The organism is Neorhizobium populisoli (genome assembly GCF_019430945.1).
GTDB lineage: Bacteria > Pseudomonadota > Alphaproteobacteria > Rhizobiales > Rhizobiaceae > Neorhizobium > Neorhizobium populisoli.
Genome location: NZ_JAHYCB010000001.1, coordinates 819,909 through 841,923, shown reverse-complemented (window position 1 = coordinate 841,923; position 22,015 = coordinate 819,909). Strand labels below are relative to the sequence as shown.

Annotated in this window: 25 protein-coding genes; 10 read left to right on the top strand and 15 right to left on the bottom strand. The window is 61.2% G+C overall.

Features of this window, described 5'->3' with window-relative positions:
- Nucleotides 1–12: 12 nt before the first annotated feature.
- Nucleotides 13–300, top strand: a complete 288-nt coding sequence (locus tag KX729_RS04165; RefSeq protein ID WP_219741144.1) for a hypothetical protein — start codon at nucleotides 13–15, stop codon at nucleotides 298–300.
- Between the two features lie 114 nt (nucleotides 301–414).
- Here the strand turns inward: KX729_RS04165 and KX729_RS04160 are convergent, their stop codons facing one another.
- The 4 genes from KX729_RS04160 to KX729_RS04145 form a co-directional block, all read right to left on the bottom strand.
- Complete coding sequence (locus KX729_RS04160; RefSeq protein ID WP_219741143.1) at nucleotides 415–636, bottom strand: hypothetical protein; 222 nt, start codon at nucleotides 634–636, stop codon at nucleotides 415–417.
- A gap of 174 nt (nucleotides 637–810) precedes the next feature.
- On the bottom strand, nucleotides 811–1,659 hold the full coding sequence (locus KX729_RS04155; RefSeq protein WP_219741142.1) for an MOSC domain-containing protein: 849 nt from the start codon (nucleotides 1,657–1,659) through the stop codon (nucleotides 811–813).
- Nucleotides 1,660–1,669: 10 nt separating this feature from the next.
- Nucleotides 1,670–2,320 (bottom strand): HD domain-containing protein, encoded by a 651-nt coding sequence (locus KX729_RS04150; RefSeq protein WP_376775905.1) that lies wholly within the window; start codon nucleotides 2,318–2,320, stop codon nucleotides 1,670–1,672.
- Entirely contained in the window at nucleotides 2,317–5,073 is a 2,757-nt protein-coding gene (locus KX729_RS04145; protein ID WP_219741141.1) for a DUF2339 domain-containing protein, read from the bottom strand. Before KX729_RS04145 ends, KX729_RS04150 begins: the two co-directional genes overlap by 4 nt.
- A gap of 203 nt (nucleotides 5,074–5,276) precedes the next feature.
- Here KX729_RS04145 and kaiC point away from each other — a divergent pair, with 203 nt between their 5' ends.
- The 9 genes from kaiC to KX729_RS04100 all read left to right on the top strand — a co-directional run bounded on the left by kaiC (nucleotide 5,277) and on the right by KX729_RS04100 (nucleotide 15,316).
- The gene (kaiC, locus tag KX729_RS04140; protein WP_219741140.1) at nucleotides 5,277–6,956 is read left to right on the top strand and encodes a circadian clock protein KaiC; all 1,680 of its coding nucleotides are present in this window, start codon (nucleotides 5,277–5,279) and stop codon (nucleotides 6,954–6,956) included.
- 11 nt (nucleotides 6,957–6,967) lie between these two features.
- Nucleotides 6,968–7,273 carry a circadian clock KaiB family protein gene (locus KX729_RS04135; protein ID WP_219741139.1) on the top strand — a complete coding sequence of 102 codons (306 nt, stop codon included), beginning with the start codon at nucleotides 6,968–6,970 and terminating at the stop codon, nucleotides 7,271–7,273.
- Nucleotide 7,274: 1 nt separating this feature from the next.
- The gene (locus KX729_RS04130) at nucleotides 7,275–8,756 is read left to right on the top strand and encodes a sensor histidine kinase (RefSeq protein WP_219741138.1); all 1,482 of its coding nucleotides are present in this window, start codon (nucleotides 7,275–7,277) and stop codon (nucleotides 8,754–8,756) included.
- Nucleotides 8,757–9,012: 256 nt separating this feature from the next.
- Nucleotides 9,013–10,053, top strand: a complete 1,041-nt coding sequence (locus tag KX729_RS04125; protein ID WP_219741137.1) for an ABC transporter substrate-binding protein — start codon at nucleotides 9,013–9,015, stop codon at nucleotides 10,051–10,053.
- A 225-nt stretch (nucleotides 10,054–10,278) separates the two neighbouring features.
- Entirely contained in the window at nucleotides 10,279–11,034 is a 756-nt protein-coding gene (locus KX729_RS04120; RefSeq protein ID WP_219741219.1) for an ABC transporter ATP-binding protein, read from the top strand.
- Nucleotides 11,031–11,852, top strand: a complete 822-nt coding sequence (locus KX729_RS04115; RefSeq protein ID WP_219741136.1) for an ABC transporter permease — start codon at nucleotides 11,031–11,033, stop codon at nucleotides 11,850–11,852. Before KX729_RS04120 ends, KX729_RS04115 begins: the two co-directional genes overlap by 4 nt.
- Before the next feature lie 297 nt (nucleotides 11,853–12,149).
- Complete coding sequence (locus KX729_RS04110) at nucleotides 12,150–14,093, top strand: HAMP domain-containing methyl-accepting chemotaxis protein (RefSeq protein ID WP_312990542.1); 1,944 nt, start codon at nucleotides 12,150–12,152, stop codon at nucleotides 14,091–14,093.
- A 144-nt stretch (nucleotides 14,094–14,237) separates the two neighbouring features.
- Nucleotides 14,238–14,627 (top strand): MbcA/ParS/Xre antitoxin family protein, encoded by a 390-nt coding sequence (locus KX729_RS04105; protein WP_219741134.1) that lies wholly within the window; start codon nucleotides 14,238–14,240, stop codon nucleotides 14,625–14,627.
- Entirely contained in the window at nucleotides 14,624–15,316 is a 693-nt protein-coding gene (locus tag KX729_RS04100; protein ID WP_219741133.1) for an RES family NAD+ phosphorylase, read from the top strand. Before KX729_RS04105 ends, KX729_RS04100 begins: the two co-directional genes overlap by 4 nt.
- On the opposite strand, the gene KX729_RS04095 is transcribed toward KX729_RS04100, so the two are convergent.
- The 11 genes from KX729_RS04095 to KX729_RS04045 all read right to left on the bottom strand — a co-directional run bounded on the left by KX729_RS04095 (nucleotide 15,317) and on the right by KX729_RS04045 (nucleotide 21,949).
- Nucleotides 15,317–15,766, bottom strand: coding sequence for an NUDIX hydrolase (locus KX729_RS04095; protein WP_219741132.1), 450 nt, complete (start codon nucleotides 15,764–15,766; stop codon nucleotides 15,317–15,319).
- 113 nt (nucleotides 15,767–15,879) lie between these two features.
- Nucleotides 15,880–16,776, bottom strand: coding sequence for a mechanosensitive ion channel family protein (locus KX729_RS04090; RefSeq protein ID WP_219741131.1), 897 nt, complete (start codon nucleotides 16,774–16,776; stop codon nucleotides 15,880–15,882).
- Between the two features lie 115 nt (nucleotides 16,777–16,891).
- Nucleotides 16,892–17,416: a tyrosine phosphatase family protein gene (locus tag KX729_RS04085; protein ID WP_219741130.1), complete on the bottom strand. Its 525-nt coding sequence runs from the start codon at nucleotides 17,414–17,416 to the stop codon at nucleotides 16,892–16,894.
- Complete coding sequence (locus KX729_RS04080) at nucleotides 17,413–18,021, bottom strand: HD domain-containing protein (protein WP_246617403.1); 609 nt, start codon at nucleotides 18,019–18,021, stop codon at nucleotides 17,413–17,415. Before KX729_RS04080 ends, KX729_RS04085 begins: the two co-directional genes overlap by 4 nt.
- Nucleotides 18,022–18,080: 59 nt before the next feature.
- Nucleotides 18,081–18,923 (bottom strand): CAF17-like 4Fe-4S cluster assembly/insertion protein YgfZ, encoded by an 843-nt coding sequence (gene ygfZ / locus KX729_RS04075; RefSeq protein WP_219741128.1) that lies wholly within the window; start codon nucleotides 18,921–18,923, stop codon nucleotides 18,081–18,083.
- A 331-nt stretch (nucleotides 18,924–19,254) separates the two neighbouring features.
- A complete protein-coding gene (locus tag KX729_RS04070; RefSeq protein ID WP_219741127.1) occupies nucleotides 19,255–20,046 on the bottom strand; it encodes a hypothetical protein in 792 nt (263 codons plus the stop codon).
- A gap of 16 nt (nucleotides 20,047–20,062) precedes the next feature.
- Nucleotides 20,063–20,320 (bottom strand): hypothetical protein, encoded by a 258-nt coding sequence (locus KX729_RS04065; RefSeq protein ID WP_219741218.1) that lies wholly within the window; start codon nucleotides 20,318–20,320, stop codon nucleotides 20,063–20,065.
- A 107-nt stretch (nucleotides 20,321–20,427) separates the two neighbouring features.
- Complete coding sequence (locus tag KX729_RS04060) at nucleotides 20,428–20,859, bottom strand: TIGR02301 family protein (protein ID WP_219741126.1); 432 nt, start codon at nucleotides 20,857–20,859, stop codon at nucleotides 20,428–20,430.
- A 33-nt stretch (nucleotides 20,860–20,892) separates the two neighbouring features.
- Nucleotides 20,893–21,309 (bottom strand): NUDIX hydrolase, encoded by a 417-nt coding sequence (locus tag KX729_RS04055; protein WP_219741125.1) that lies wholly within the window; start codon nucleotides 21,307–21,309, stop codon nucleotides 20,893–20,895.
- 27 nt (nucleotides 21,310–21,336) lie between these two features.
- Nucleotides 21,337–21,645 carry a HigA family addiction module antitoxin gene (locus KX729_RS04050; RefSeq protein WP_219741124.1) on the bottom strand — a complete coding sequence of 103 codons (309 nt, stop codon included), beginning with the start codon at nucleotides 21,643–21,645 and terminating at the stop codon, nucleotides 21,337–21,339.
- Nucleotides 21,646–21,670: 25 nt separating this feature from the next.
- Nucleotides 21,671–21,949, bottom strand: a complete 279-nt coding sequence (locus KX729_RS04045) for a type II toxin-antitoxin system RelE/ParE family toxin (protein ID WP_219741123.1) — start codon at nucleotides 21,947–21,949, stop codon at nucleotides 21,671–21,673.
- Nucleotides 21,950–22,015 lie beyond the last annotated feature (66 nt).

Below are 22,015 nucleotides of genomic sequence, written 5' to 3'. Positions count from 1 at the left end.
TGGGTGGCTATTATGACCAACAGCATCAATCTGAATACCCTGAGCACCGAAGAGCGTGCGGAAGTCCTGGCAAATGTCGCCGAAACGCTGGAGACCAATGCCCGCGAGGCTTTCTTCGAAGGCAATCAGCAATTTGCCGCGATCTCGAACGGTATCGCCCAGGCGATCTTCGTCAACCTGAACGAGCTGGCGACCGGCGAGGCTGAAGCCGCCGCCAACGTCCTCAACCAGGCCTCCGAGATCATCACCCAGTTCAAGGCATCCCATCCCTATCCGATGGTGAGCATGGCGGTCCACTGATCGCGTCCCTTGTCTGATCCTCCCCCAAGCAGACAGAAAAGCCGCTCCTATCCGGGAGCGGCTTTTTCGTTATGATCTTTTGGAAAATTCGTTCGGGTGGCCTTCACCCTATGCCTAGGCCATCAGATCAGCCAGCGCCTTGTGCTCCGCGACAGCCTGTTTCAACGCCGGCACGGTATCGTTGCCCTCGCGAAAGAGGTTGATCATCACCGCCGCGGCAAGGCCGAGATCGGGGTCTTCCTTTCGAAGCTTGTGTGCCATGCGCCAGTCTTCCAGCACGGTTTCGAGGACCTCCAGCTCCGTCGGGCCGAACGTCGTTTCGAGAAATGCAGCCATATCCTTGTCCTTGGGGCCTCCCGTTTGACCGCCACCATGTGGGCCGCTTTCGCAAACCTTCAAGGGGACAACATTCTTTTGATCGATCAACGGGTTGAGGGCACGATTGTGTTATCCGGCAGGTTGTTCTGGCCGTTGCCGCTCAAGATAAATGCGCCGCATCTCCGTTGCAGGTCACGCCCGGCGCTTGATCGCCCAGGCATCCCGCGGCGCGATCACCGTTGCTTCATCGCCGAGCCGGATCGTGCCGGTGGAACGCGGCACGGCGTTCCAGCCGAACAGCGGGCCGGGCACGCGGCGGTCGGCGGACATGCGCAGGCGGCCCATGGCCGGCATCGGGTTCGGCGCCTCGCGCGAGCCGGTCACCTGGTCCTGCGTCGTCATGATGCAGCGGGCGCAGGGTTTGACGAAATCGAACCGGATGCCGCCGATCTCGATGCCTTCCCAGCTATCTTCGGCCCAGCCCTCATTGTGGTCGAGCACGATATTGGGCCGGAAGCGCTCCATGCCGACCGCGCCTTCGCCATGTTTTGCCATGTCGGCATTCAGCGCGGCAAGCGAGCCGGTGGTCGTCACCAGAACCTGATAGCCGTCGGCAAAGGTCACCGGCGAATCGTCGCCCGCCCATTCGGGGCTGGCGATGCGCTTTGCCTGCTCGTCGAAGAACACCAGTCGGACCTCGCGGCCGAGCCAGTCGGAAAGTGTGGCGTTGGTTGCATCGTCGGCCACGGCGGCATTCACCGCCGATTTCCACACGACGATATCCATGCGCTGGCTGGCCGGCGGGCGTGCAACCAGAACCTCACCCTTGCCGTCTATCGAAAAACGGACGCTCTCCACTTCGGGCACGACGTTGAGTTGCGCCAGCGTCTGCAATTCCCGCTGGGTGATGAACATCCCGGTCGGATCGGTCACCATCATGCGGCGATCGCCCGGAATGCCCTCGGCGGCGATTTCCGCCTGGCTCAGTGTGATGCCGCGGCCGCTCTTCAGGGGGTAGAAGTTCAATTCGCTGACGCGCATGGCCATTTCCTCATATTTCGTCGAGAAACAGGTCCCGGATATGTTTCAAGCGCTCGTGGCGCTCCGTGGCAAGAGCCCGGCCGGCCACGGTCTGGAAACCGTCCGCCAGCTTGAACAGCTTGACCTCGAAATGATCGATCGCAAAGGCCTTGTCGTCCAGCGGCCGTTCCTTGGCAAGCGGGTCGGCCGGGTCGTAGAGGCCGGAACTCATCCGCCCGGCGATATAGAAGCAGCGGGCAGCACCCACCATGCCGATCGCATCCAGCCGGTCGGCATCCTGAAGAATCTTCGCTTCAATCGTTTCCGGCGGGATATTGGCCGAAAAGCTGTGCGTGGTGATCGCATGCGCGACCGCCTCGATATCCGCCTTCTCCCAGTCGAGCCGGGCCAGAATGCCGGATGCCTTTTCCGCCGCCAGACGCGACGCCTGGTTTCTCAGCGGCGAGTTCTTCTCCACCGCCACGCAGTCATGCAGCAAGACGGCCGCAGCGAGTACCCGACCGTTGCCGCCTTCCACGGCATGAATGCGCATGGCGTTCTTGAAGACGCGCAGGATGTGGGCGATGTCGTGCGAACCGTCGTCGCCTTCGGTCGCAAACGAAATCAGGCTTTCGGCCAGTTTTTCATGGGGTGCGAAGGCGGCGATGATGGAAGCGGTCACGCAGGCTTTTCCTCGGAATCAGGTGCAGCAGGTTCGCCACTCTTCTTCACCAGAATGCGCTGGTAGAACAGCCCGATCCCGATCAGCACGGCGCCAAGCCCGATGAAGGACAGCGCCCGCAGGATACCTTCGAGGTTCGACATGTCGATCAGGAACACCTTGACGACCGCGACGAGCACGAGGCCGGCGGAGGCAAGCCGCAGGCTCTTGGCGTCGAACTTCGAGCCGATCACCAGAAGCACGATGCCGATCAGCAGCCAGACCACCGAATAGGTATAGGTCTCGCCCTGCATGAAACCCTTCCAGTCGGCGATGTTCTCACCCTGCCAGAAGCGGCGGACGGAGAGCGTTGCCCACATGAAGCCAAGCACCGCGCCGGCCAGCGCCAGCATGAGCACATAGGGGTAGGGCCGCCGGCTGCGGGCATAATAGGCAACCAGTGCATAGGCGAGAGCCGGCAGCAGATAGCCGATCAGCAGCAGGTTGAAGAACGGGTAGGGGCCGGTGCCTTCGCCGCTGAAATAGGGGTTGAGCGCGAAGATGTGCAGCGACAGCACGTTCAAGGTAGCGATCACGCCGGCGATCATCGAACCCCAGCGGAAGACCGGACTCGGCGATTTCAGGTCGAGCGTCATCAGGATGCCCGAGAAGCCGACCGTCACCAGCGTATAGATCGACTGCTCGCCCAATGTCGGCACGTTCGAATCGAGCGTCCCGTGGTTCATCGCATGGCGCACCAGTACGGCGATCGTCACCAGAGCCGACAGCGAGGCAAGCGCCTGCATGATGTTGCGGATGCGGAAATCGGCAGAATCCCTCAGCATCCAAGCGGTGACGATGGCAAGCAGCGTCGATATGCCGTAACCGGGCAGCAGTGCATTGAGGAATGGCGTGGTGCCGAGGCTGTTCGGGCCGATCAGCGTAGGTTCCCAGGCGATGCGGCCGAAGACGATGATGATTGCCGCTGCCATCATCCAGGGCAAAGCCGGCCAGGTTTTCACCCGCATGGCCAGCACATAGGCGAAGCCGAGCACCGACACGGCGATGGTGGTGACGATACCGTTGGTGAGGGCATGCAGCGCCAGCATGAAGCCCGCGAAGGAGCCTGCGACCAGCAGGTTTGCAGGCCAGTCGATCTTGCCCTGTTCCGTCTCGTCGCTCCGACGGAACAGCCATTCCGTGCCGGCGAGCAGCACGGCGCCGAGCGCCACGCCATAAAGCCCATGCGTCCAATCGCGGCCGAGATTACCAAAATTCAGGAAGCTGATGACGGCGAGCGTGATCGGCACGGCCGGCATCAGGAAAGCCCAGAGGATAGAAAATTCAGGCTCTTGTGACCGGAAGCGTCGAAGGAAGGCGAAGCCGAGGAAGGTGAAGACCGCACCGAGCCCGAGGGAAATATTGATCTCGTTGGTGAAGGTCAGGATCGGCGAGTTCTGCCCGGCCGTCGGTATCGGCGGATAATAATCGAGCCAGTGCAGCGCGACGACGATGACCCCCAGAACGGCGCCGGCAGCACCGAAGAGGACGGGCCAGACCGCATAGGTGCGGCTTGCGCCAAGCGCGGCGAGAGCCGCCAGGATCGCCGCAAAGCCGAACAGCGCCAGCCCTTCGCCCTCGGTATAACGGACAATCATCGCAAGTGCCGAGAAGAGCAGCATGATCGACAACGACAGGGTGATCTGCAGCGGCGGCCGGCCGAGCAGCATGCCGATACCCGGCTTTGACGGGCCGATAATGCCGTAATAACGGCCGGGCCAATAGAAGGCCGTACCGGCGACCGTGACGATCAGCGCCAGCGTTGCCGGCGTGACGAAATCATCCATTCCGAACGTGCAGGCGATCGTCCAGAGCCCGATGCCGATATTGGCAAGCGTCGGCACCACCGTCCATTGCCGGAAGCGCGAGGTCACGTTGACCGCAAGCCAGGTCAAAGCAAGGAAACCGAACAATGCATTGGCATTCGGCTCGTTGCTGGAAACCAGAGCCGGCGTGATCAGCGAGGCGAGCAGGCCAAGCCCCGCCAGTGCCTGCCCGTGCAGCAGCGACAGCGCGATCGTCGCAAACGAGACGATCGCCAGCAGGATGAAGGCCGGCGTTGCGCCGATGAAATCATAGACCGCATAGGCCGCGAAGATCGCGCCGAGCAGCGTGACTGCGCCGGCCGCGGTCAGCGCGCCGGGGATCATCGCATTGCTGAACTGTTCGGACATCCGCGGCATGGCGCGGCGGCGCAGGAGCTCGCCGCCTGCCATCAGAATGAGGCCGAATATGCAGGCGAGGGCGAGGCGTGCGCCGGGACCGAGCAGGCCGGCCTCTATCGAATAACGCACCAGGAAAATGCCGCCGAAGGCAAGCGCCACGCCACCGACCCAAACCGGCCAGCGTGCGCCGAGATAGCTCTCGAGGCTTTCCTTGTTGTTCTGCTTTACGGGTGGCACGGGGGCGGGGCCGGGCACGACGGTTTCATGGCCGGTGCCGGTATCTTCCGCCGGCGCTTCCGAGATGACGGCCTCGGCCGGCATCGCTTCGGTCATTTCACGGGCTGCAGCCTCGACCGGCAGCACGGCGGCCACATCAGCGGGCGCAGCCTCCGTCTCGGTGACCGTCGACGCTGCCGGCAGGGCCAGCCGGTTCAGCAGTTCCGCCTTGACCACTTCCAGTTCCTGTTCCAGCGCACCGATGCGGCCGGAATTGCGGCGGTGCAGGCCGACCATCAGGATTGCGACAAACAGGACGACTATTTCGATCATCTGCGGCTCACGAATAAATGTTTGTTCCAATCGTTTATACAATTGCCGGACGAAGGAAAGGAAGAGTAGCCGGCTGTCTTAAAATCCGGGCAGGGACCCTCGGAAGCGATTGTCGTTTTTTTGCGCCGCCCTATGTCAGATTTAATTGCCCGAATTGTGGATGTCTCCTAGGCCGGGCGTTTATGACGGGACGGGATACATTGATGGGCGAAGCCAAGGGGATCAGCAAATCACTCACGGGTATTGAAGGTTTTGACGATCTGACGCTCGGTGGCCTGCCGACGGGAAGGCCATCACTGGTCTGCGGTTCGGCCGGTTGCGGCAAGACATTGTTCGCCTCGACCTTTCTTCTGAATGGCGCCCGGGAATTCGACGAAGCCGGCGTTTTTGTCACCTTCGAAGAGCGCCCGGTCGATATCGTCAGCAACGTCGCCTCGCTCGGTTTCGAAATGGATCGGCTGATCGATGAAGACCGGATCGTCATCGAACATATCGCTGTCGATCCCGCCGAACTCGCAGAGATTGGCGAATACGATCTCGAAGGGCTTTTCCTGCGCCTTGAATTGGCGATCGATCAGGTCGGCGCCAAGCGTATCGTGCTCGATACGATCGAAAGCCTGTTTTCCGCCTTCACCAATCCGGCCATCCTGCGCGCCGAAATCCGCCGACTGTTCGACTGGCTGAAGGATAAGGGCATGACGACGGTCATCACCGCCGAGCGCGGCGATGGCTCGCTGACCCGTCAGGGGTTGGAGGAATACGTCTCGGATTGCGTGATCCTGCTCGATCACCGCGTCCACAACCAGATTTCCACCCGGCGGCTGCGCATCGTCAAATATCGCGGCACGGCGCACGGCACCAACGAATATCCGTTCCTGATCGACCAGGACGGTTTTTCGGTCCTGCCGGTCAGTTCGCTCGGCCTCAATCACAAGGTCCACGAAGACCGCATTTCGAGCGGCGTGCCGGATCTCGATATCATGCTCACCGGCGGTGGTTTCCATCGCGGCACAAGCGTCCTGTTAAGCGGTGTCGCAGGCTCCGGGAAAAGCTCGCTTTCGGCCTGCTTCGCCGATGCAGCCTGCCGCGCGGGCGAGAAGGCGCTGTATTTCTCATTCGAAGAATCGGCCGCCCAGACGGTGCGCAACATGCGCTCCATCGGCGTCGACCTGCAGCAATGGCTGGACAAGGGTACGCTCCGCCACATCGCTGCCCGCCCGACTTTCTACAGTCTCGAAATGCATCTTGCCGTGATGCTGCGCGAGGTCTTGCGGTTCAAGCCGACACTCGTCGTGCTCGATCCGATCTCTGCCTTCGTCGGTAACGCCGAGCGGCAGGAAGTGCAGTCCATGCTGCTGCGCATGGTGGATTTCCTGAAATCGCACGGCATCACCGGCGTCTTCACGCATCTTACCCATTCGCAGGAAGGTAATGTCGAGACGGATGCCGGCCTGTCTTCGCTGATGGATGCCTGGATCCTGCTTCTGAACCGCGAGGTGAACGGCGAATTCAACCGTGAGCTTTATCTTTTGAAGGCACGCGGCACGTCGCACTCCAACCAGGTGCGCGAATTCATCATGAGCAACGATGGAATCAAGCTCATTTCGCCCTATCTAGGAGAGGCGGGCGCTCTGACAGGCTCGGCCCGCAAGGCCGAGGAGGGGAGAGCCCGTCGTGCGGAGATTGCCCGCCGCACCGAGGTGCAGCGCCTTGCCGAAGCTATCGATGTCCGCCGTCGCAAGGCGAAGGCCGAGATCGAGGCTTTGCAGGCAGTGCTCGATGCTGACGACAACGAAATGCGCCGCATGCAGGCGGACGAAGAGACTTATCTGGCCCAGGCTGCAACCGACCGGGAAGACATGGAAAAGAGCCGCCGGGCATGATGGAGGTAATGATGATCGACGACGCACTGGGTGCCGCCCCTTCCGAGCCCTTGAAGCTGGTGCTTTACATCGCTGGCCAGACGCCGAAATCGCTGGCTGCGATCGCCAATCTGGAGCGCATCTGCGCCGAGACCGAACCCGGCAAATATGTTGTCGAGGTGATCGATCTCAAGAAGGATCCGAAGCTCGCCCGCGAGCACAATATCGTCGCCATTCCGACGCTTGTCCGGCAGCTTCCGGTGCCGATCCGCAAGATCATCGGTGATCTTTCCGACCGAGAGAAAGTGCTTGTTCACTTGAAGGTCGGAGCTGAGTGATATGGCGATTGCGGAGAGCGGCTACGATACTCTGAGCGCGGAAGAACTGCGCCATCGGCTGGAAGAGGCCGAAGACACGTTGCGGGCGATCCGCGAGGGCGAGGTCGATGCGCTTATGGTGCGCAATCCGCGCCGCGAGGACGAGGTGTTCACGCTCGAGGGTGATGCTTCCTATTACGCCTTCATGGAAGCGATGAACCTCGGCGCTGCCGCCTTCGACGAGGAAAACCGGCTGCTTTATGCCAACAAGGCGCTGCGCGAATTGCTGCAGCTGCCGGCGGACCAGGTCGATGCCAACCATCTTCGCGCAGCTCTGGACGATGTCAGCCGCGAGACGGTGATCGCGCTGATGAAGGATGCGCGGGAAGCAAAGCGGACGGCGGAAATAGCCATGCTGGTCGGTAGCGACGAGATGCATTTGCTGCTCTCTGCCGCGCCGTTGCAGCTCGGCGTCAACCGCGGGCTTGCGATCACCTTTACCGATATCACCGCCAAGGTGCGCGCCGCTGCAGCCGAAGCCTCGGAGCGCGCCGCCCATTCGATCATCAATTCCGCCAACGAGGCCGTCGTCGTCTGCGACGTCAACGGCATCGTAACCCATGCCAATGCCGCTGTCGCCGCAATCTATGCCGGCAATCCGGTTGGTGAGGCCTTTGCCGACGTCATCCAGCTGAACTTGCCGATGACCGGCCTGCTGCAGGCCGACGATATCGTCTCGCTCGCGATTTCCGGAAGCTCGGTCCAGGGTATCGAGGCCACTGTGCCGGATGCGCCGCGCGTCAAGGATGTCCTGATCAGTGCGGCCCCTCTGCGCGTCGGCAGCGACAAGGCGAGCGGCTGCGTCATCACCATGGTCGATCTTTCCCAGCGCAAGGCGGCCGAAAAGCAGCAGCTGCTGCTGATGGGCGAGCTCGATCACCGCGTGAAGAACACGCTGGCGCTGGTTCTCTCCATCTGCAAGCGCACCGCCTCCACGGAAGAAACAGTCGACGGTTTCCAGGTCGCGTTTTCCGGCCGCATCCAGGCCTTGGCTGCCACACACAATCTGCTCGCTGACAACAACTGGTCGTCGATCTCGATTGCCGAAGTCGTCAGCGCCGAACTCGATCCTTTCGTCAGCAGCGCCCAGGCGCGCCTGAGGGTCGAAGGGCTCGACGCGATGGTCATGCCGCGCGCTGCGATCGCGCTCGGTCTCGTTGTCCACGAGCTTGCCACCAATGCCGTCAAATACGGCGCGCTGTCCAACGATACCGGCCGCGTTCAGGTCAAGGTGACGAAGAACGAGGATGAAGCATGGCTCGGCATCGAATGGCTGGAAAGCGGCGGTCCGGTCGTGCAGCCGCCCGTCAAACGCGGTTTCGGCCAGACGGTCATTACCCGCAGCCTGCAATATATGGCATCCGGCGGCGCGGAGATCGAATATCCGTCGACCGGCGTCCGTTGCCGTCTTCGCGTACCGGATGAAGATGTCGTCAGCGCCTGAGATCTGATCGAAGCCATTTTGCTGCAACATGTTGAATTTTAACCGCCCGCGAAAATCCGCTTCGCGGGCGGGCTGCATTTTGCAACCGGATTGATGAAATCGGTAGCAGTCTCCTGTGCCAAAAATCGGCATATGATCATTTTATATGCAACATTAAAATATGATGTATTTATGTGCAAATTCGGCTTGCGGAACCGCTGAAGAAACGCTTGGATATCCCCTATCCGAATAAGAAATCTCCAGGGGACGACCTTTCATGATCTCGCGCAGACTGCTTTCGAAACTCTCTGCTGCCGCCGCGTTGGCTTTGGCCGCCGGCTTCTCCTTCGTGCCTGCGCCGGCTTCTGCCCAGACCGCTGTCAAGCTGACTCTGGACTGGAAGTTCGAAGGCCCGGCCGCCGGCTTTCTGCTCGCCCAGGACAAGGGTTACTTCAAGGCCGAGGGCCTCGACGTGACGATCGACACGGGCAATGGTTCGGTTGAGGCGGTTCCGCGCGTTGCGACCGGCGCCTACCAGTTCGGCTTTGGCGACATCAACTCCCTGATCAAGTTCCTGGACGAGGATCCGAACCAGAAGATCAAGATGGTGATGATGGTCTATGAGCGCCCGACCTTTGCGGTCGTCGGTCGCAAGTCGCTCGGCATCACCACCGATCCGAAGTCGCTGGAAGGCAAGAAACTCGGCGCCCCGCCGCCGGATGGTGCCTTTGCCCAGTGGAAGGCCTTCAAGCAGGTTGCCAAGATCGACGATTCCAAGATTACGCTGGAATCGATCGGTTTCCCGGTTCGCGAGCCGATGCTGGCGCAGGGCAAGGTCGATGCGGTCTTCGGTTTCGCCTTCTCGGTCATTCTCAACCTGAAGGCTCAAGGCATCAAGGATGAGGACATTGCCACCATCCTCATGGCCGAAAACGGCCTCAACCTCTATGGCAACGGCGTCACGGTAAATGCCGATTTCGCCGCCAAAAACCCTGCTGCAGTGAAGGGTTTCCTGAAGGCGCTCGCCAAGGGTTTTGCCGATGCCGTCGCCAAGCCGGAAGAGGGCGTTGCCGCCGTCCTGAAGCGCAACGAGACGCTCAACAAGGACATCGAACTGCAACGCCTCAACATGGCGAATGCGATGAACATCAAGACGCCTTACGTGGTGGCAAACGGCTTCGGCGGTATCGACCCGGCCAGGCTGACGGCGTCGATCGAAACGCTCAAGGTCTCGATGGGGTTGAAGGGCAATGTGAAGCCCGAGCAGGTGTTTGACGCGAGCTTCCTGCCGGCGAAGGCGGAACGGATGCTGCCTTAAGGCAATCGAAGTTTGCCCCTCACCCTAACCCTCTCCCCGTCCTGACGGGGAGAGGGGAAGTGCCCTGCGCAACGTCGAGAATCTGAAGGGGGCGCGGCAAGTTCCCTTCTCCCCGTCCTAACGGGGAGAAGGTGCCCGGCAGGGCGGATGAGGGGCCGGCCACAAGGAATGTCCAAGAGAGAAGAGCATATGGCGCAGCACCTCGTATCCATCGAAAACGTCGACATGCGCTACGGCGGCGCCTCCGGCACGCTCGCCGTCGCCGGCCTTACCGTGAAGGTTGGCAAGGGAGAGTTCGCGGCCGTCGTCGGCCCGTCAGGCTGCGGCAAGTCCACCCTGATGAAGCTCGTCACTGGCCTCCACATCCCGCAATCCGGCGCCGTCGTGGTTGCCAACAAGCATGTCACTGAACCGGTCTCGATCGTCGGCATGGCCTTCCAGAACCCGACCATGCTGCCCTGGCGCACCACGCTCGACAATATCCTCCTGCCGCTCGAAATCGTCGAGAGACATCGCCACCGGCTCAGGGCGCACAAGAAGGAATATGTCGAGAAGGCAGAAGCTCTCCTGGAGACCGTCGGCCTCAAGGGTTTTGGTTCGAAATTCCCCTGGCAGCTGTCCGGCGGCATGCAGCAGCGCGCCAATCTGTGCCGCGCGCTGATCCACGAGCCGGAGCTCCTGATGCTCGACGAACCTTTTGGCGCGCTCGATGCTTTCACCCGCGAGGAACTGTGGTGTGTCATCCGCGACTTGCATGCGGCGCAGGGCGTCACGATCGTTCTCGTCACCCATGACCTGCGCGAGGCGACCTTCCTTGCCGACCGCATCTTCGTGATGAGCGCGCGGCCCGGCCGGGTGCTGAAGGAGCACACCGTGCCTTTCGCCCGTCCGCGTGATCTCGACATCATGTATGAGAAGGGCTTCAACGACATGGTGCACGAACTACACGGCGAAATCGCTCAGGCGAGAGTGGTGGCATGAGCTCCGCAGCCGAAGACACCAAGCCCGCGATGCCGGTACGGGCACCGCTCACGGCCGGCATGAGCTTCGTCAAGCTGGCGCCGTGGATCTATACCATCGCGCTTTTCGCGCTGTGGGAACTGCTGGTTATCGCGCTGGACATGCCGCAGACCATCCTGCCGGCGCCGTCCCGCGTCTTCCAGGCGATTGTGCAATATTGGTCGCCGATCTGGAAAAATTCGCTGCAGACGCTCTATACGACGACGGTCGGCTTTGCGATCGCCGTCGTGGCGGGCCTCGGGCTTGGCTTGTTCATCGGATGGTCGAAGACGATCTATGCGGGCCTATACCCGCTGATGATCGGCTTCAACGCCATCCCCAAAGTGGCGCTTGTGCCCATCCTCGTCATCTGGTTCGGCATCGGCGCCGTGCCGGCGATCCTGACCGCCTTCCTGATCTCCTTCTTCCCGATCGTCGTCAACGTCGCGACGGGGCTTGCGACGATCGAACCGGAAACCGAGGACGTGCTGCGTGCGCTGGGTGCCAAGAAGCTCGACATCATGCTGAAGGTCGGCATTCCGCGTTCCATGCCGTATTTCTTTGGTTCATTGAAAGTGGCGATCACGCTCGCCTTCGTCGGCTCCGTCGTCTCCGAAACGGTCGCCTCCAACTATGGCCTCGGCAACATGATGAGTTCGGCCCAGAGCCAGTTCAACGTACCGCTCGTTTTCGCCGGCCTGCTGATGCTGGCGGTGGAAGGCATTGCCATGTATGCGCTGATGGCCTGGATCGAAAGGCGCATGACCGGATGGGCGCATCGTTCCACAATGTCGCATTAACCAAAGCCATGTCGCGATGCCATTACGCCGCGGCCCGCAGGCCAGGTGACCGGTTTCTTCCTGTGGTTGAGAAGGTGACAGTTTTTCCGTTCGCTTCCGCCCGCTCATGCGACCGGCGAAATTTCCTGAGAAGATGATTGAATGAGCAGGTGCCGAAAGGCCGGACTTCGAAATTTTTGTTGCTGTAAACCCTGCCCGAAGGGCACGCTAGGTAAATTTGGCAGCATTTCTTTAAGGGTTTTGCAGCAACTCTGGCGTCCAGCAAATCATTTTATCCCCGCTACGCTGGAGTATCGCGTGAAACGTCCTTCCGTGAGATTGTCTTTGATCGGCGCATTTGCAGCCCTGTCGGCCTCATGCGCGGCACTCACCTATACGGGCATCAACCAGATGTTCGAACTCGACGCCAAGAACGACAAGATCATCGCCGAGCGGATTCCGAGCCTGTCCAATTCCAAGGAAATCAGCGGTGCCCTGGCAGGGCTGCGGCTGGCCTATGTCCAGCACATCATTTCACAGGACAATGCCGCGGCGCTGAAGGCGGAGGCCGATATCAAGGCCAATCGCGGCCGCATCGAGAAGGCACTGGACGAATATGGCCGCCAGACCGGCCCGAGCGACGCCAGGCAGGCCGACGCGCTGAAGGTGATCCGTGACAGCTATGGTAGCCTGGTCAAGATTGGCGACGAAATCGTCACCCTGTCGCGTAACGGCAGCGAAAGGCCGGCGAAGCTTGCCTTCAACACCCAGCTCGAGCCCGTCGGCAACAAGATCGCCGAAGCCGCTAGCGTGCTGGTGGCGGTCAATATCGAAGCTGTCGGCCGTGTCGGCGCCGAGGCCGATGAGGTCAAGGAGAACGCTCTGGCGATCTTCTACACGCTGAGCATCATTACCGGCCTGATCGGCCTCTTTTCGATCATTCTGGCGGTCCGCGGCATCGCCACCCCGATCCTTCGCATTACCGCCTCCATGCGCAGGCTTGCCGAAGGCGACACGGTTTCGCCGATCCCCTTCGTCGGCCGTACCGACGAAATCGGCACGATGGCGGAAGCCGTCGAAGTCTTCCGCGGCGCCGCTATCGCCAACAAGCGCCTCGAAGAGGAGGCCGAAACCGCCCGCCATCAGGCCGAGCAGGATCGCATCCTTGCCCAGCAGCAGGCGGAAGCCGATGCCGCCGAGCGCCTGCGCGCCGCAACCTCCGGCCTTGCCACCGGTCTGCAGCGGCTGGCGGAAGGCGATCTCGCCTTCCAGCTCAACGAAGAATTCGCCCCCGATTTCGAGCGCCTTCGCCACGACTTCAACCAGTCGGTTCGCCAGCTCGGCGAAACGCTTTCGACGATTTCCGAAAGCATCGGCAATATGGACAACGGCACGCGCGAAATCTCCGCCGGCGCCAACGACCTGTCGAAGCGCACCGAGCAGCAGGCGGCGGCACTCGAAGAGACCGCGGCAGCGCTCGATGAGATCACCGCCAACGTCTCCAACTCCGCCAAGCGGACCGAAGAGGCCCGCACCGTCGCCGCCAAGGCAAACGAAAGCGCCAACAATTCGGCTGCGGTCGTCACCCACGCGGAAGAGGCGATGCGCCGCATCGAGTCTTCCTCGCAGCAGATCTCCAACATTATCGGCGTGATCGACGAGATTGCCTTCCAGACCAACCTGCTGGCGCTGAACGCCGGTGTCGAAGCCGCGCGTGCCGGCGAGGCGGGCAAGGGCTTTGCCGTCGTCGCACAGGAAGTCCGCGAACTTGCCCAGCGCTCCGCCAAGGCCGCCAAGGAAATCAAGGATCTGATCCGCAATTCCGAAGGTCAGGTGGAAAGCGGCGTAGCGCTGGTGCGCGACGCGGGTAACGCGCTCGGCACGATCGGCACTTTCATCACCGAGATCAACCAGCACATGGAGGCGATCAGCGTCTCCTCCCGCGAACAGTCCACCGGCCTTGCCGAAGTCAACTCGGCGGTCAATTCCATGGACCAGACGACCCAGCAGAACGCGGCGATGGTCGAACAGTCGACCGCCGCATCCGCGACGCTGGCCCTCGAAGCCCAGAAACTGCGCGAACTGGTCGCCCGCTTCCGCCTCGACGGCATGGCGAGCAACCACACCAGCGCACTGCGCCACACCGCCGCCGCCATGGCCGCCCCGACCATGTCGCCTAGCCGCGCCCCACGCGCCTCCGCACCGGCTCCGCGCGCTCAGGGCAATGCCGCCCTTGCCACACAGGATTGGCAGGAATTCTGAGTTCTCGAATATTGATGGAATGAACAAAACCTCCCGCAGCAATGCGGGAGGTTTTTTTGTGCGGCCGCATATCTTGTGGTCAAATGGACTTGAAAACGGGTTCTTTTGGTCTAAATTGTGTCGAGATGAAACAGGATATCTGCCGTGGAAACCGCACCGCGAAAACATGACGCCGCCGATATTGCCTCTGTCGCGCTGAAAGCGTTCGGCAATGTGATGAGCAAATGGGGCATCCCGCTCGATGAGGCCGCAGCACTGGCGGATATGTCGGAAAGCACGTGGAAGCGTGCGAAAAAACCGGGATATTCGGCCGCCCTGGGCAAGGATCAGTTGCTGCGGCTGAGCGCGATTATCGGCATCTACAAGGCGCTGAAACTCTATTTCAGCGAACCGATTGCCTCCCGGTGGATGACGCTGCCGAACCAGGGACCGTTGTTCAACGGCGCCCGGCCGGTCGATACGCTGATCGAGGAGGGGCTGCCGCAGTTCTTGAGGGTCCGCAATTATCTCGATGCGCTGAGGGGCGGGGCGTGATCGTCACCGCGATCAGTGACCGCGGTCTCGTGCGGCTCATCCCGGCGACCTATCACAAGCCGCCCAGCCTGCGCGGCCTGGTGGATAGCGATATGGAGATGGACATCCTTGCCGAGATCGAGGGTATGACCAGCGCCCGCCTGACCGCCGAGCGGGGCCTGAACCTGCATGTCGACCGCCGCGAACTTGCCTGGAAACGCCGCAAGCACGACCTGCAGGTCTATGGCAACAGCCATATCAATGCCGCCTTCACCTATACACGCGCCGGCGGCAACCGCTTCAACGACGAAAGTCGTGGCGCCTGGTATTGCAGCTGGGAGACCATGACCTCGGTTGCTGAGGTCGCCTATCACAAAACGCGTGAACTGCGCTTCATCGGCGTATTCGACGAGACCGCACGTTATGTGGAACTGGTTGCCGACTTCATCGGCGACTATCCGGATATCACCGGGGAGGAGGGCCATCCGGCGCTCGATCCCGATCCGGCGAGAGGATATCCAGCCGGGCAGGCTTTGGCGGAAAAGCTGCGCCGGGAAGGCCATGACGGGTTGATCTATCCGTCCGTGCGCCAGCCGGGCGGCCGCTGCCTCGTGGTCTTCGAGCCGGCGGCGATCCGCAATGTCCGGCCCGGCGCCTCCTGGGATATCGTCTGGAAGGGATCGGCGGATTACAGTGTCAGTGCTGTCTAATCATTTCCAGCCGATGACGCGCGCAAGGCCGGTCGGATAGAGCGCGATGCCACGCCGCTTGAGCTCTCCGGGATCGACCCAGACAGCCCGGATATTGGCGCCGTTTTCGATCCGGTAGACGATGTCCTCGCGCTCGTAAAAGCTCGTGTCCGCAAATGCGATATCGGCAGCAAAGACGATCTCGTGACCTTGCGAGCCTTCATAGTCGAAGATGTTTTCGATCGCGTGCCAAGGGCCCGTGACAGTCACCTCAGCGCCGAGTTCTTCCATGAACTCTCGCACCAGCGCCCGCTCACGGGTTTCTCCGAATTCGATTGCGCCGCCAATCGGCCTTACGCCGATCACGCTGCCGGCATGGCTGGTCACTTCGCTCGCGAGCAGCCGCCCTTCCTTCCAGGCAAGCCCGATCGCAATGACGCGGATGGTTTTGGAAGGTCGCCAGGACGTCATGAAGTCCTCCGTGCCGGATGAGCGTCGAGGTCGGGGCTATACACTATTGGAGACGTATTTGCGCGCCGGATCCAGCCCCCTCGTAAAAGGCCGGATCCGGCGCATCCTTTCCTTCAGGTCCGCGGCATTGCCGGATCGTCCGCGCCTTGAGGCGCAGGAGGTCCGCTCTCGCCGGGAATATCGCGGTCAATTACCTGAGGGTCTGGAATCTGCTGTTCGGGCACCTTGTCGAAGGCCTCCTTGATGGCCTTCATGAGGTCACGGCTGGCATTCCACCAATCGCTGCTTCGCGTCCAGTAACGAAGCGTCACTTTTGTGCTGCCCGCGTCGAACTCTGCCATATAGGCGATCGGTGTCGGGTCCTTCAGTACGCGCTTGTCGCTTGCAGCGATCGACAGCAGATTCTGCTGGGCGGCCCCGACGTCGTCCTCGGCCGGAATGCTGACGGAAATCTCGTTGCGGCGGGTCTGCCGCCGGCTGAAATTGGTGACCGGCACGTTCCACAATGTCGAATTCGGCGCCAGCCGATAAACGCCGTCGGCAGTCTTCAATTCGGTGGCGAACAGGCCGACATCCACGACCGTGCCGGTGACCGAGCCCGTTTCGATGCTTTCACCCACCCGGAAGGGGCGCAGCACGAGCAGCATGATGCCGGCTGCGATATTCTGCAGCGTGCCCTGAAGTGCGAGGCCGACGGCCAGGCCGATCGCGCCGAGAGCCGCAAGCACCGAAGCGGTCTGCACGCCGAACTGCCCGAGCACCATAACGATGACGAGGATCAGCACCGCGTAGCGGATGATGTTCGAGAAGAACTGCGACAGCGTCGCATCGATGCCATGAATGCTGGAGAGGCCGCGATGCGCCCAGCGACTGAGCAGGCCCGCAGCCAGCCATCCGAGCACCAGCAGGATCAGTGCGCCGATGACGGAGAAGGAATATTGCACGGCAAGTGCGCTGAGCTGCGCAAGTGCGGCTCGTGTGGCGACAACGAATTCCGATGCCTGGTCCATCCGGCTTTCTCCTTTCCTTCGAAGCGCCGTAATTGGCGCAGAAGGCCGCGAGGTCAAGGAGAAAAATCGGCTTTTCGAGTCAGTCTAAATAATTAGGAAAATTCAACTTTTTGGTTCAGGACGAGATTTTTAGCGGCAGGGTGAAGGATGCGCGCCCATCCGTTTCCGCCCCGCGGCCGATGCTCTTTATGGCAGCGACGAGACGTCCGCTGCGGCCGAGCATCGTGTCGCCGATCTCAATCAGCCTCGTGTTCGGCGTCGCATGCGGCGCGACTTTCCGCAGTCGTGCGGCGAGTTCAAAATCGTCTTCCTCCGGATGAAGCGAAAGCGCCGCGATGACCGCCGCCGCCGGCGAACGCGACACGCCCATCCAGCAATGGATGATGATCGGCGCCGATTGATCCCATTCGCGCACGAAGCCGATCAGCCGTTCCACATGCTCTTCGCTTGGCGCTACGAGATCGCCCGTGCCGGCAAAACCGATATCGTTCATCGCAAGCTTCAGGTGCCGGTGCGCGGCAATCACGCCCGGACGGTGAAAATCCTGCTTTTCCGCGATCAGGCTCACCATTTCGCGGGCGCCATGCCGCACCGCCATTTCGGCAATGCTGGGCAGTGGGCAGACAACGATGGACGTCATGGCGCCTTCTTCGCTTTCGGCGCTTTGGCCTCCGCATGCGGCCCGCGTTCAGCCTCGATCGCCTCGAAGCGCTCCAGAAAACGCTGCTGCGCTTCCAGCGCCGGCATGGGCTTCAACGGCAGCATCTCGGCACTGATGCCGCGTGGCTGGCCGAAGAATTTGCGTGCCTCGGTGACGGAAAAGCCGGCAAGTTCTGTCGCCTCGAAATAGGCTGCCACCGTATCGGCCTTCTTGATCAGCGCCTTGAGGTCACGTGTCGGATGCGGCGGCAGGCCGAAGCGCAGGTGGATCGCCGCTTCGAGCCGCAGCTCCACCGATTTGTATCCGCCGCCGACCACGGATTTGAACGGCGAGATCATATCGCCGATGACATATTCCGGCGCGTCGTGCAGCAGCGTCATCTGCAGCGCGAGCGGCGTGCAGGCCATGTTGCTGCGGCGAAAAACTTCCTCCACCACAAGGCAGTGCTGCGCGACCGAAAAGGCATGGTCACCCTGGGTCTGGCCATTCCAGCGGGCAACACGGGCAAGTCCGTGGGCAATATCGGAAATCTCCACATCGAGCGGCGAGGGATCGAGCAGATCGAGCCGCCGGCCGGACAGCATGCGCTGCCAGGCGCGTGGCGCCTGTGCGGAAGCCTTCTTCGGTGAAACCGGATCGGAGGTCACGTCTCTGCCTCTTGGACCTCGGTGGGGAATGACAGCCCGGTCCATTCGGGCAGGATCAATGTCAAGACAACATCGCCGGCCGTCAGCGGCAGATCGCGGGTGAGCGCATCGCCGACCCGATCTGTCCGCACGATCGCAAGCCCCTTGTTTCCGGCGACCGAACCCAGCGTACCGACCGGCTTGCCGCCTGCTACGATTTCCGTGCCGGAGGCGGGCAGGGCGTTTGCGCCCGAAACGATCGCCAGGCGTCGACGCGCCGTACCGCGATGTTGCATGCGGGATACGACTTCCTGGCCGACATAACAGCCCTTGCGGAAGGAAAGCCCGCCGGTCTTGTCGAGCAGCACGTCGTGCGGGAAGGCGTCCTGCAGCCCATAATCATGACCGGAAGCGGAAATGCCGGCCGCGATGCGCAGGTCATGATAGGCCTCTTCCGAACCGTCGGCGAGCTTCCCGGATGCCCGGGTCAGTGTGATGCCCGCCTTGTCGAATGCCGCATCTTTCACTGTGGCCTTGCCGGCTTCATCGCCCCAGAACACGGTGATGCCGCCTCCCGCGACCGCGGCGATCTCAACCGCCGCACGCAGCTTGTACATCGTCAGCCTGCGCATCAGCGCTTCGCGATGGGCGGTCTCCGTCTCGATCAGGAAGCCGTCGCCATCACGCCAGATCAGGAAATCGAACAGGATTTTCCCCTGCGGCGTCAGCAATGCGCCCGGTCGCGCCTCGTTTTCCGGCAGCGAATCGATATCGGTGGTGATCAGCCCCTGCAGGAAATCCTGCGCATCCTTGCCGGACAGGCGGATCAGGCTTTTGGTGGAAAGATAGGCGGCGGGCATGGCGCACGAATCCGGTTGGTCTGAGGCTGAGAGTTAAGACTTCGGGAGGGGCGGGGCAAGATGTGAGGGAGACGATGTGGGCGCGGCTTGAGGCGAATCTCTCACCAGCGAAATCCAGTGCCTGGCTCTTGGCTGACAGCTCGATCTTGCAAACTCTGCCGCAGGGAACAGGCAGTGTGCAGCAATCGTAGCTTTCAAACTGCGGCCTTGATTTCCAGAGAGCGTAGGCGGTGCGGCGGCGTTCTATCCCTCACCTTGCGGGACGGAGATAAGCGTCTTAATCGCAAGTGAGGAAATACTCCCGGTACAGCGCGGTACCGGGCTTCGACCCTCAATCCCCGCCGGAAAAGAACTTCCACTTCCCATCCGGGCTGATGCCGAGGCGGAAGAAATTGTAATTGCCGTTCTCTTCCATGCCGGCGAGGTCACCGGCGGTGACGATGCGGAGTAGGTCGACGCGTTCCGGCGGGGTGAGCGTGTTGAGCGCCTTGCCGCTGAAATAGGGCCAGACATAGGCCTCGTCCGGCGTGCCGGTATCGAAATGCGCAGCGCCGGTGGACAGGATGTCGAGCATGATCGCCAGGATTTCCTGCCCCCCTGCGTCGCCCGAGAAATTCTTGAGCGCGTCGATCGGGTCCTCGAACTCGTTGTTCATCACGTTGGCGGCAGACGCACCAGTGCCAAACAGCGGACGCAGACGTTCGATATCGCCCGAAGCCGCAGCTTCGACGATCTGCTCGCGCATATGCTTGACGGGCGCCGGCAGCTTGCTGAGGTCGCGGATGATTTCGAGCGGCGCGCCATTTTCCGTCGCAGGCTTCGCCGTATCGCCGGGCACCGCGGGCTTCGGATCGGCCGGTTTGGCAGGAGCAGGCTGCGGATCGGCTTGGGCTGAGCGATCGATGGCCGGGCCTGGCTTCGGCAGCGTTGTTCCTTCGAAAGCTTCGAGGATCGGCTTTTCCTGAGCCGGCTTCGTCTGCCTTGGCGCTTCCGCAGCAGGCTGCAGCTGCGACAATGCCAGCGCATAACCACCGGACGAAAGAACGGTCGTTGCCGCCAGCATGGCAGTCCCGGCAAGGCGGGCGAATGTCTTTACTGTCGTCGTTCCCGCTGCGCTTCGCATGGAAACCTCTGTTTGTTTATTGAATCGAGCGCTCTGGCGAAAATTCACCGGCAAGCATGCGGCTTCTCAGTGATTCGAGCATGGCCTCGGCACCGGTTTCCCCATGCAGGCGAATCGTTTCCCGCATGGCAAGCACCAGAGCGGCGTCGGCAATGATCTCGGTTTCGATGCCGTCTGCACGGCCGTCGGCCCATGCCTCGCTCTGATATTCCAAGGCAGCCTGCATCTTCTCATGGGCGATCATGTCGTCGATGTCGTTGCGGCCTGTCTGCATCATTACTCTAGTCCTCGGTGTGCCCGTTTTCTTACTAGCTCGTTAAAAACTTTATCAGCCTTTTATCAAAACGACACGGCTTCCTGCGAAAAGAGGTAAATAATCCGCTAATTTCCAAAGCGGGCGGCGATTTCCGCGGCAAGTGTTGCGCCTTCGTTACGGTAGCGCTCCTCTGCAGTCCTTGCGGCATCCGTGCAAGACGTATGCACGGCGGCAAAGGAGCGGTAGCCGCGATTGAAGGCCGCCGTCAGTTTTTCCCGCCGCCTCGGCTCGTTGCCGGTATCGGAATCAAGAAGCTGTTGCATAGCCGCCCGCCATTCGGTCGTCGAGACCCCGCAAAGCGTTCTCAGATATTGAATGGACCCCAAAACCTCCGCCAGCCGCGTCATCTGTGTGTCGTAGGGCGCCGGCTTCTCCTCGGCCGGCGGCGGGGGTGGAGGCGGAGCGGCCTGCTGTTGCCGGTTTGACTGCGCCCAGAGCGGGCCGATCTGCGAGATGCAGACAAGGCAGATAGTCAGAAGTCGCACAATAAGCTTCATCAAGGGGTTCCGGCGCGGAGCTTTGCTCTTTTCTTAGCGGGCGGCGATCTCGACTGCCAGCCTTTCCGCACATTCGCGCACACTGGGTGGCACGGGAAGGCGGCGGATTTCCTCGACCGTGTACCAGCCGGCATCGGCCGCATCATCCGCAGCGACTGCCTCGATATCCGCATCCGCCTCCACCTTGAAGACGGAAAGCATGAAATGCGGCCCGCCCTGGCGTTCGCTCTTCAGGTCATAAGTGGCAAACAGCACGGGATTGCGCACTGCAATCCCGGTTTCCTCCAGAAACTCCCGCACCGCTGTCTCCTCCGGCGTTTCCCCCGGCTCGGCGCGCCCGCCTGGAAAGGCGTAAAGATCGGCCATCGGCGGGTTGATGCGCCGGATCAGCAGGAAACGTCCATCGCGTTCGAGAATGGCGGAGGAGGCCGCTTGTGGGGAGGAGGGCATTGGAAACTTTCAGTTCAGCGGGAATGGCTAGGCAGCGCTCAGCGTTGGTATATTGCTGACATCCACGTCCCGCTCTGCGTGCCATGCATCATAGGCTGCCTGCATGCGCAGCCAGATCGCGGCGCCATCGCCAAACATCTTGCCAAGCCGGGCGGCGACATTCGGAGAAACCGGCTTGCGCTCGCGCAGGATGTCGTAGAGCTGTTGGCGAGAAATGCCCAACAATTCGGCGATTTCCACCTTCGTCTTGCCTGTCGCCGGAATGATGTCTTCCAGAAGCGCACCAGGATGGGAGGGGCAACGCTGAATCGGCCTTTTCACTTCATGATCTGCCATCGATGTGTCCCTGTATATTGCCGCTTCAATGATACTGCTCAAGATCGACGCGTACGGCATCTTTGCCGTCGAACTCGAATGTAATGCACCACGGGCCGTTGACATGAACCGTATAACGCGTCGGGTTGAAACCGTTGAGTGCGTGAAAATCAAATCCTGGAAGGTTCATATCTTCCGGCCGTTCCGCCGCCTCAAGACGGTCAAGCCTCACGAGGATGCGTTTATGCATCTTCGCATCGATTTTCCCAGTCTTGCCGGTCTCAAACAAGGCTGCCAGCGCCTTGTTCTTGAAGGATCTGATCATTGAGATATGTAAGCATTCAGCTTACGGATCGTCAATGGATGTAAGCTAGAAATTTACATTCTCATC